This window comes from Methylobacterium sp. NPDC097929, from assembly GCF_049543375.1.
Classification (GTDB): domain Bacteria; phylum Pseudomonadota; class Alphaproteobacteria; order Rhizobiales; family Beijerinckiaceae; genus Methylobacterium.
Genome location: NZ_JBMVEP010000017.1, coordinates 1 through 11,580 on the forward strand (window position 1 = coordinate 1; position 11,580 = coordinate 11,580).

Consider the following 11,580-nt stretch of genomic DNA (forward strand, 5'->3'; position numbering starts at 1 on the left):
AGCCTTCGAGCGCTTCACACCAGTCGAATGCCGCAACTACCTGATGGCCGCAGGCTACGATGCCTTTGATCCAACCTGATCGGATGCAGCTCTAGGGCCGCGCTGTCCCCATTCCGAGACCCGGGAACGAACTTGGGGCGTGAACACCAAGGGTGACGCGCCCTACCTCTCAGCGCCAGGATCGGAAACCGCTGTGAGGACAAGCAGGTCCTGGACGTGGCCATCACCATCGCGGATCTTTTAGCGATCGTGGCCTTCGTGCTGATCGGCGACCTGGGCATCCAGCAACCGCAGGATTGAGCGGGGGATCGCGCCTGTCTCAGTAGCGGGCGATGGCGCGGAGGCCGAACACGGTCGCGTTACGCACCCTCTTACCGTCGGGATCGCGGGGATTGGCGATCCCGCCCCCCGGATGGACGACGTACTGCAGGGTCGGTTGCAGAGCGATGCCGGGCGCAAGAACGGCTTGGTAGGTCGCCTCGAGCAAGGTCTCGACGCTGCGGCGAGGGGGGATGACGAACTCTGAAGCGCGGCAATCGCATCGAGCCGCCGCGCCGTGGGAGAGATATGCGCGACGCCGACACCGAACCCGAGTGTGTCGTCCGAGCGACCAGGGAAAAGGCCGCGATAGGCGATACCACTGTCGAGGTAGAGGTCCACGAGGTTGCGGTCCCCTGGTGAGGCGGAGGCCCTCAGGAACACGCTGGCACCGTCGTTGGGATCGTTCGGCTCCTGATAGATCGTCTGATCGATCAATCCGTAGATACCAGAATTGCCGGTCACCCTTCGGCCGAATCCGCTCACCGGGTCGGGCATGAGAGCATCGACGAGGCCAAACCGATGCCAGCCCCCAAACGTCACGGTGCCGGGTAGCCCAGTGTCGCCGGGGCGGACGTTGTAGGCGTAGGAGATTTCAGCGATGGCGAGGGGAGGATCCGAAAGCGGAAAGCGGGTGCCATTCGGGTTACGGCGCTGCGGGTCGACCCCAGAGCGCGGGTTGCCGCCCCCAGGCGTACCGTCGATCAAACTTGCCTGAAACGAAAGCTCCCGGGTTGGCACGTACTTCAGGCGGACGGTCGGTGCAGACAGCGGGTAAGCCGGTCCCCCGTCGGTCATGTTCGCGGCAAAGATCGCCGGCCAGCCGAAGGTGCCGTTGGTGAACAGGATACTGGTTTGGCTCACCATGTACTCGGTGTCGGCGGAGAGCTGGCCGACGCGGAGGAACAGTTGCTCGTCGAACAGGCTCTGTTCCAACCATAGTTCCGAAAGGCGTGAGGCGGGCAGGGCTTCGATCTCGCTAACCGTCATCAGGTTGCCGACGCGGCTGCGAGAGGCGCCACTGCCCTGGATCTGGTAGACTGTTGCGTGCGCTGCCGCCCCTTTCCACCCGGCCAGGGTTTCGAGATCGATGTCGACGTCGAGGTCGAGCAACGTCAGGCCCGTCGAGCCACGCCGCAGGCCGCCACGAACATCGCTGTAGGTCTCCGCCACCGCAATCAATCCGAACGTGATTCCGTGTCGCTCCAGGAAGGTGCGATACCCACCGGGGTCGCCTGCCGCCCCTAGCAGGGGCTGAAACGAGGTCGTCACCTCCGCCGCCCGGCCCGCCGAGAAAACAGGTTGGGCGATCGAGGTCTGAGGATCGCCGCCCGCACCGGACTGCGAGCCAATTGCGATGCCTTCGGCCGCGATCCGTGCGGCCGTAGCTTGCGCTTCGCCTGCCTCGTTCTGTGCCTCAACGAGGCTTGGCTGTAGCCAGAGGGCGAGCGCGACGAGGGTGACGAGGCTGGTGCTGCAGGAGAAACGCACCTCGATCTCCGATCCGAGTAGGAGGCTAAACATCAACACGGCCTCATTACCGTTCGGCGACGGTCGCGATTGCGGAGAATGATACCTGGTTGGACTGTATGTGGCGTACGAAGACCGCGATGGCTCGTGAGCAGGACCGCACCGACATCACCTTGGGCATCCGTACATCCAGGCTACTGGCTGCTGGCTCCAATGTTGGACCTCGTGCAGTTCGTCGGAAGTGTTGCCTTTGCGGGAGATGAGACCACCCTGCCGCACTATCCCCCTTAAATAGATAGGCCGCATCCCATCAAAGCGCGACACCCATTCGACTCAAGTCGATATCGAATATCTGATCGTTTTCCCGTATCTTTCATATCCATAATAAAGGCGATCAATGTCCGAGTACAGCAGTCATAGGCGGCTTTATATAGACGAGGCAGGTAGAAGTGGCGCGACCAAATCCTGCGTAGCGTCGACACCTTCCATAGGCGAGGCTCTCGTGCACAAGCTCGGAGAAGACAGCGGGCGTCCGAATCGTTTGTTCCGGACTTAGCATCCGGTTGCCCTCTTAACCCTGCCAGTCTGATGCACGCGACAGCGAGGCTGTTCGGCCCCTGCGAGACGTGGCATCGGAAACAATTTTTGCGAACAAGGATTAAATCGAGTCCAAGCATTCTTCGCGTGTCGCTTGCTGATATTTAGCCGCGACAACAGCGAAGTTTCAGAAATAGTTTAATAACCTATTCATCTGTTTGTCATGTAGCCGATCTATCCGCGGTGTGAGCCGTAGCTGTTCTGTTGAAGTTGAGTGGTGCCCCCTTTCGGTGCTTCGGATGCATCGCTGAGCAAGCCTCTCTACTCCTTCGAGCAGTCTTGCGGGCTCGCGAATAGGTTGCCGATCGACGGCGTCTCCCCCTCCGCAGAGTGACCGCATGACCACGACGCCGCACGTCCTCGCGAACGGTTCCCTGCTCCAGGACTGGACGGATACCGGTGCGATCACGACGAACGACGATTGGAGCCGGGTGCCCGCCATCGTCGGGTATCTGGGCCAGGACCTCACCAATGCTACGGGCGTCGATCCCCAGACTGTGACTGCGGACTCGGCTTTGCCGAACGATGCGGACGTCATCGCCAACCAGACCAATCCCAACACTCTGAGCACGGGCGGCGTCGCCGAGTTCGAGCTCGCCGACCCGACCATCGCTCTCCAGGGCTCAGGCACGGCGGATGCGCCAAGCCTCGTGATCTACCTCGATGCCACCGGGCGCCGGGATGTGACGGTCGCCTTCAACGCCCGCGACATCGACGGCTCGGCCGACGACGCTGTGCAGCCCCTCGCCGTGCAGTACCGGACCGATGGCGGCACCTGGAAAAACCTGCCGGCCGCCTTCGTGACCGACGCCACCACCTCGGGCAGCGCCACGCAGGTGACGCCCGTCAGTGTCACCCTTCCGGCGGATGCCGACGGCGCCCCAGGTCTCCAGGTCCGCATCCTTACGGCCAACGCAGCCGGCAACGATGAGTGGATCGGTATCGACGACATCGCGGTCTCGAGCCAGAGCGCGGCCCTCACCCAGCCGGCCCTGTCGATCGCCGATGCGCAAGTGATCGAGGGCCAGACGGGCACGACCGACCTGACCTTCACGGTGTCCCTTAGCGCCCCCGCCCCGGCCGGCGGCGTGACCTTCGACCTCGCCACCGCCGATGGCAGCGCCCAAGCCGGCTCCGACTACGTCGCCACGGCCCTGACAGGACAGACCATCGCGGCCGGTGCCACGTCCACCACGATCACCGTGCCGGTGATCGGAGACCGGCTTTTCGAGGCCGGCGAGACCTTCGCGCTGCGGGTGACCAACGTCGTCGGCGCCACCGTCGCCGATGGCGCGGCGGTCGGAACCATCGTCAACGACGATGCCGCCACCGTGATCAACGGCGTCGCGGTGTTCGATCCGGCGGCCTCGCTCCAGGGCTTCCAGGGGGCGACCGCGACGACTCCCCCGTCACCCACCGGCGCCCTTCAGCTCGTACGCCTGGGCAGCTACGCCACCACCAACGACCCGGCGACCAGCGCCACGGCCAATGCTGAAGTAGTGGCCTACGATCGGACCACCGGCAGCCTCTACATCCAGAACACCAACGAGAACCGGATCGAGATCGTCGCCATCGGCGCCGATGGGGCGATGACGAAGTCCGGCGAGATCCGGCTTGCCGGTCTCGACCAGTACGGCTCGGTGAACTCGGTAGCGGTCTCCAACGGTCTCATCGCTGTAGCCTACGCCAATGCCGCCGGCGACCAGCCTGGCCGCGTCGCCCTGTTCGACGGAGCCGGCACCCTGCTCAAGTCGGTGACTGTCGGCGTCGGGCCGGACCAAATCGTGTTCACGAGCGACGGTACGAAGCTTCTCGTCGCCTACGAGGGCGAACAGTTTACGGGCGCTAACAACCCTGTCGGCAGCGTCTCGATCCTCGATCTCTCCGGGGGGGCGGCCAATGCCAGCGTCAGCGCCACCGTGGGCTTCGGTGCCCTCGATGGCAGCGAGGCGACTCTACGCGCCAAGGGCTTCGCGATCACCGCGGGCAAAAGTGCTGCCGCCGACATCGAGCCCGAATACATCGCCCTCTCCCCCGACAACCGCTTCGCCTACGTGACCCTGCAGGAGGTCAACGGCATCGCGGTGATCGACCTCGCCAATCCCGGCACCGCTCCGATCGCGGTCCAGCCACTGGGGTCCGTCAACCATTCGCTGCCCGGCAACGAGTTCGACGCCTCCGACCGCGACGGCACGGGGGGCACGGCCTCGATCCGTATCGCCAACACGCCCGCCAACGCACCGATCTACGGCCTGCTCCAGCCCGATGCCGCAGCGAGCTTCGCCGTGAATGGGGTGACCTACGTGGTCACCGCCAACGAGGGCGACCAGCGCGTCATCGGGGGTGCCGACGACTCGGCGGACGTGGCTCGCCTCTCCAGCATCGCCAACAGCCGCCTCACGCCGGCGTTGCAGGCGCTGAAGGCCGACCCGGCCTATGCCCGCCTCAACGTCCTGCTGCGCACGGGCGACACCGACAACGACGGCGTCATCGACCAGCTCCACACCCTCGGCGGCCGCGGCATCTCGATCTTCCGTCAGGAGGCCGATGGCGGGCTGACCAAGGTGCGCGAGACCGGAGGCGAGTTCGAAAAGATCTTCGCGAGCCTGGATCCGCAGCGCTTCAACAACGATCAGGTCGTGGCCAACACCCCCGACGATCGCTCCGACAACAAGGGGCCCGAGCCCGAGGGTGTCACCATCGGCACCGTCAACGGTCGCACCTACGCCTTCGTCGGCCTGGAGCGCCAGAGCGGCGTCATCGTCTACGACGTCACCACGCCCGAGACCGCCGCCTACGTCTCCTACGTGCCGCCCCTGCCCGGCGTTTCCGCCGATCTCGGGCCGGAAGTGCTGACCTTCATCGCTGCCGACCGCAATCCCACTGGTACGCCGCTCCTCGTCACCGCCAACGAGGCCGGCGGCGGCGCGACCCTCTACGCTGCCCTGCCCCAGGGCTACACCCAAACCCTCGCCTTCCAGCCGGGCTCCCTCGCCCTGGCCAAGGCCGAGGGCGATACCGGCACTACTACCTTCGCCTTCACGGTGGAGCGCACGGGCGGCACGCTGGGAAATCTCGACTTCACCGCGGAACTCGTCGGCACGGGCGCGGACGGCGCGGACTTCTCCGGCGGTCCTACCCTGCCGGCGAGCCTCTCCGGCACCATCCCGGCGGGTGCGACCTCGGCCGTTGTCACCGTCACGGTCCAGGGCGATGTGGTGCCGGAGGCCAACGAGGGTTTCACGGTGACGCTCAAGAGCGCCACGGCGGGCCAGAGCAGCGTCACCGCCTCCCTGGGCACGACCGGGACGGTCGCCGCCGGCACCATCCTCAACGACGACGTCTCCCTGATCTCCGCCGTGCAGGGCTCGGGGAGCGCGAGCCCGCTCGCCGGGCGCACCGTCATGGTGGAGGCGATCGTCGTCGGCGACTTCCAGACCGGCGACGGCGACGCCCAGCGCAACCTCGGCGGCTTCTACGTGCAGGAGGAGGCGACCGACCAGGACGGCAACCCGCTGACCTCCGAAGGCGTGTTCGTCTACGAGGGCGCCGGCAACCTCCTGAAGGACCTCCAGGAAGGCGATCGTGTTCGGATTACCGGCACCGTCGGCGAGTTCAGCGGCGAGACCCAGATCACGGTCACCGACGCCAGCCAGATCCAGATCGTCCAGGCCGGCGCGATCTCGGCCGCCGCCCTGAAGGCCGCCGCCGCCCCGGTCGACCTACCCGCCGGAGCCACGATCGGTACCGGCACCACGGCGCAGCCCGACCTCGAGCGCTACGAGGGCATGCTCGTCCGCTTCGGCCAGGCGCTGACCATCACCGAGCAGTTCAATCTCGACCGCTTTAACGAGATCCGCCTCGCGGCCGGGGGACGGCCGGAGACCTTCACCAACGCGTTCGAGCCCGACGGCGCCGCCTACGCGGCCTATCTGGCGCAGGTCGCGGCCCGCTCGATCACCTACGATGACGGGCTCAACGTCCAGAACCAGCCAGTCGACCTCCTCGACGGCTTCGGCCCGACCTATTCCACCGCCACCGCGCCCCGGATGGGCGACACGGTGACAGGGCTCACGGGCGTCCTCGGCTACGGCCCGGCCAACGCCTACCGGGTCCGGGCGATCGACGACGGCGACAACGCCTTTGTGCAGGCCAACCTGCGCCCGGCCGCTCCCGACGATGTCGGCGGCAGCCTGAAGGTCGGCAGCCTCAACGTGCTGAACTACTTCCGCACCCTCGACGGCGACGGGTCTGCTTCGGGCGTGAAGACCGCCATCGGCCTCGATCCGCGCGGGGCCAACACCACGGCCGAGTTCGACAGACAAACCCAGAAGCTCGTTACCACGGTGATCGCCTCCGGGGCCGACGTGTTCGGCCTCACCGAACTCGAGAACCAGTTCCAGCCCGGCAACCCCGGCAACGCGCTGGAATACCTCGTGGGCCAGCTCAATGCCCGCGCGGGCGCCGGCACCTACGACTGGATCCGGCCCGGCGCTCAGCTCGACCAGGGCCAGTTCCTCGGCGGCGACGCCATCGCGGTGGGCTTCGTCTACAAGCCGAGCAAGGTCTCGGTGGCGCTGAACACCACCATCGAGACGCTCGATGACTCGGACGTCCAGGCCTTCGATCCCGCCCTGCTCCAGCAGAGCACGATCGGCCACATCTTCAACGGCGCCAACACCAGCCGCGCCTCTCTGGCGGTGACCTTCCGCGAGACCGCCACGGGCGAGGAATTCACGGCGGTCATCAACCACCTGAAGTCGAAGAGCGGCGCTGGCACCGGGGCCGATGCCGACCAGGGCGACGGCCAGGGCGGCTGGCAGCAGCAGCGGGAGCTGGCGGCCACCGCCCTCAAGGAATGGCTCGCCCTCAAGCCGACGGGGACGCAGGACGGCGACGTGGTCCTGCTCGGCGACTTCAACGCCTACATCAAGGAGGATGCCCTCGACGTCCTCAAGGCAGGCGGCTTCACCAACCTCGCCGAGGACCGGCTCGCCGACCCGTATTCCTACGTCTTCGACGGGGCCTACGGTGCTCTCGACCATGCCCTGGCCAATGCAAGTCTGAACCGGCAGGTCACCGGCGTCACCGAATGGCACATCAACGCCGACGAGGCGGACGCCCTCGACTACAACCTCGATTTTGGACGCTCCGGCGCCTATTTCAACGGGCTCGTCCCCGCCCGTGAATCCGACCACGACCCGATCCTGGTCGGCCTGCGCCTCGACCAGACTGCGCCGCGTCTCGTCGCCGCGACGCCGGCCGACAATGCTCTCAAGGTGGCGGTGGGCGCCAGCATCGTCCTGACCCTCAGCGAGGCGGTGAAAGCCGGCAGCGGCACGATCACGATCACGGACGGGGCGGGCGACACCCGCGCCATCGCGGTGAGCGACACTTCCCAGGTCTCGATCAGCGGCACCACGGTGACGATCAATCCGGCCGCCGATTTGAAGGCCGGCACCGCCTACGACGTGATCGTCCCGGCGGGCACCCTCCTCGATAGCGCCGGCAACACCTTTGCCGGCATCCCCCAGGACCAGCTCGACTTCACGACGGAGATCCCGCCGGCCATGACTTACACGCTTCAGATCCTGCACGCCTCCGACTGGGAGGCCGGCCTCCTTGCCACGCAGCGCGCGGCGAACTTTGCCGCCATCGTCGACAAGCTCGAGGATTCGACCCCGAACTCGATCACCCTCTCCACCGGCGACGGCTGGATCCCGAGCCCGTTCTTCATCGCGGGCGCCGATCCGCAGCTCTCTGCGACCTATAACGGCGTCTACAACCAGCTCTACGGGCTTACTGGGTCGGCGGCCTACACGAAGCTCGCGGCCTCGGTGGGCCGGGCCGACATCACCATCCAGAATATCATCGGCGTCCAGGCGGCGGTGTTCGGCAACCACGAATTCGACTCCGGGCCCACGGAGGTCGCCAACATCATCGGCGCCAATCTCGGCACGGCGGCGGGCGCGGCCGACGACACCTGGGTCGGCGCCCAGTTCCCCTACCTCTCGACCAACCTGAACTTCTCGCGCGAGGCCGCGCTCGCGGGCCTCGTCAACCTGAACGTCTCGAACGCCACCTTCGCGCAGACCGGCCCGAACTCGACTCAAACCGGCACCGGGGCGGACAAGATCGCCAAATCCACGATCCTCGTGGAGAACGGCGAGAAGATCGCCTTCGTGGGCGCGACCACCCAGCTCGAGCCGCTGCTGACGACCCTCGGCAACGTCACGCTGGACGGCTTCACCGGCCAGGACAACATCGCCCTGCTCGCCCAGCAGATCAACGCTGAGATCGACCGGGTGCTCGCCGCCAATCCGGACGTAAACAAGGTCATCGTCGGGACCCACCTGCAGCAGCTTGCCAACGAGCAGGCCCTGGCGCCGCTCCTGCGCAACGTCGACGTGCTCATCGGCGGCGGCTCGCACACCCTGCTCGCCGATGGCGACGACCGCCTGCTGCCCGGCGACACAGCCGCTGGCGGCTACCCGCAATTCTTCACCAATGCCAGCGGCCAGACCCTCGCCCTGGTGAACACCGCCTCCGAGTATTCGTATGTCGGCCGCCTGACCGTCACCTTCGACAATCAAGGCAACATCATCCGCGACTCGGTGAACCCGGCCACCAGCGGTGCCGTGGCGGTGGACGACACCACCGTGGCACAGCTCTATGGCTCGACCGCCGCCGCCTTCACCCCCGGCAGCAAGGGCTTCCTCGTCCGCGAGGTGATCGAGGGGCTCGACGCCAACAACGACGGCGTCCAGGAGACCGCTGGCATCGCCGACGTGATCCGCAGCCAAGACGGCAATATCCTCGGCCGCACCAGCGTTTATCTGGAGGGCCGGCGCGGCGAGGTCCGCACCGAGGAGACCAACCTCGGCGACCTCTCGTCGGACGCGAACCTCTGGTACGCCAAGCAGTTCGATGCCGGCGTCACGGTCTCGATCAAGAACGGCGGCGGCATCCGCGACTCGATCGGCTCCTTCTCGACCGCGGGCGGAACCACCGCCGAGCTGCCCCCGGCGGCCAATCCCTCCGCGGGCAAGCAGGCCGGCGATATCTCGCAGCTCGACGTTACCAACTCCCTGCGCTTCAACAACAACCTGGCGATCACCACCGTCACGGCCACCGAACTCGAGCGCATCCTCGAGCACGGCGTCGCCGCGGTGGCGCCGGGAGCGACCCCGGGCCAGTTCGCCCAGGTCGGCGGCATCTCCTACAGCTTCGATGCCCAGAGGCAGGCCCAGACCCTCGACGTGAACGGCGCGGTCACCCGCGAGGGCCAGCGCATCGTCAATGCGGCGATCATCGACGAGAATGGCCGCGTCCTCGACACCCTGGTGCAGAACGGCCAGATCGTGGGCGACGCCAATCGCGCCATCAAGGTGGTGACCCTCGACTTCCTCGCCACCGGCACCGCCTCGGCGCCGGGCCTCGGCGGCGATAACTATCCCTTCCCGGCCTACGGCGAGAACAAGCTCACCCTAACCACCGCCAATCCGGTCTCCTTGCCCGACACCGAGACCTTCGCGGTTCAGGGCTCCGAGCAGGATGCCCTGGCCGAGTACCTGAAGGCCTTCCACGCTATCACACCCTACGGCACCGCTGATACCGGACCAGCCGGCGACCTGCGCATCCAGAACCTCTCCGCCCGGGCCGACACGGTGTTTCAGCGGGGAGTCGTGAAGACCGGCACGGATGGTGGGGACACCCTACAGGGCACACCCTTCGGCGATGTGCTGCAGGGCGGCGCAGGCGACGACATCATCTTCAACAGCCTCGGCGACGATGTCCTGATGGGTGGTGGCAGGGCCGGCGCGGTCGGCAACGACACCCTGATCTTCCAGTCCCGCCTCGCCGACGCGCAGGTGACGCAAGACGGCAATCTCACCATCGTCGCCGGGCCAGAGGGGCGCGACACGATCGGCGGCTTCGAGCGCATCCTGTTCTCGGACACGACCATCGTCCTCAACGACGGCAATCCCCTGGTGAACGACCTCTACTACCTCGCCCGGTACAAGGACGTGCTGGCGTCCGGCATGGACGCGGACGACCACTTCGCCCAGTTCGGAGCCCGGGAGGGCCGCGACCCGAACGCGTTCTTCTCGACGAAAGGCTACCTCGCCGCCAATCCGGATGTCGCCGCGACCGGGGCCAATCCGCTGACGCAGTACGCGCAAACCGGCTGGAAGGAGGGTCGCGATCCGGGTGCCGCATTCGACAATGAAGCCTACCTCGCTCGCAATCCCGACGTGAAGGCGGCCGGCGTCAACCCGCTGGCGCACTACCTCGAGTTCGGTCAGTCGGAAGGGCGAGCCATATTTGCGGCGGTGGGCCGGCCTACCGACATCAAGGGCGGCTTCGACGCGGAGTACTACCTTCTCGCCAACGCGGACGTGGCTGCCGCGGCCTCGACGGTCGGCGGCGACACCTTCGCCTTCGCCCTCCAGCACTTCAACAACCTGGGCTGGAAGGAAGGTCGCGATCCCAATGCGATCTTTGACACCAAGGGCTACCTCGCGGCCTACACGGACGTGGCAGAGGCAGGCGTAAACCCGTTAGCTCACTACGACGGCATCGGCTTCAAGGAAGGTCGCGATCCGGCGACTGACTTCGACACCTCGGCCTACCTCCAGGCCAATCCGGACGTGGCCCAGGCGGGTGTCGACCCAATGCAGCACTTCCTGCAATTTGGCCTTGTTGAGAATCGTGTTGTGCTTAACGACGGAACCTTTGGCGCCGGCTTGGTTGGGTAGGGTCACTTTCCAAAATGAACGCGGCCGGGGGAAACCCTGGCCGTATTGTCTCGTCACAAAGTCTGAGTAGCGCTTCCCTGGCGCGGCCGATGAACAGGATGCGGCCGGTCGGGCGACCGATCGGCGAGGCCGCCTCGGGCTCCAGGGTGATCTCGAAGAGCTGCCCGTCGCCAATGGCTTCGAGCCGATCCGGCGGCAGGCGGATCGCTCCGCCCGGAGGCAACACGCCGAGGGAGACCGGACCTGGTGCCTGATCCCACAGGGTCCAGAGTTGCAGCGCGCGCCCGCTTCCTGCCAGCACGTCAGCCAGCGGCAGGGACTGGACGGTGCCGTTCTGGGCAAATTGGATGAGCCATCCTGGCACGACGACCTTCACGGCTACGGCCATTTCCAAGGCGCCATCCTTGCAACCCGGACGAGCCTCGACGTCGGGGTC

Annotated in this window: 2 protein-coding genes and 1 pseudogene; 1 reads left to right on the plus strand and 2 read right to left on the minus strand. The window is 66.3% G+C overall.

Features of this window, described 5'->3' with window-relative positions:
- Positions 1–319: 319 nt before the first annotated feature.
- Positions 320–1,842: pseudogene (locus tag ACPCJR_RS23890) on the minus strand (carbohydrate porin).
- Positions 1,843–2,723: 881 nt separating this feature from the next.
- Here ACPCJR_RS23890 and ACPCJR_RS23895 point away from each other — a divergent pair.
- Positions 2,724–11,144 (plus strand): ExeM/NucH family extracellular endonuclease, encoded by an 8,421-nt coding sequence (locus ACPCJR_RS23895; RefSeq protein ID WP_391515421.1) that lies wholly within the window; start codon positions 2,724–2,726, stop codon positions 11,142–11,144.
- On the opposite strand, the gene ACPCJR_RS23900 is transcribed toward ACPCJR_RS23895, so the two are convergent.
- On the minus strand, positions 11,107–11,520 hold the full coding sequence (locus tag ACPCJR_RS23900) for an anti-sigma factor domain-containing protein (RefSeq protein WP_391515423.1): 414 nt from the start codon (positions 11,518–11,520) through the stop codon (positions 11,107–11,109). The genes ACPCJR_RS23895 and ACPCJR_RS23900 overlap by 38 nt on opposite strands.
- Positions 11,521–11,580: the final 60 nt, after the last annotated feature.

Excerpts from the sequence above, each read along its gene's own strand:
- ACPCJR_RS23895 (WP_391515421.1), top strand. The coding sequence starts at position 2,724 with ATGACCACGACGCCGCACGTCCTCGCGAACGGTTCCCTGCTCCAGGAC.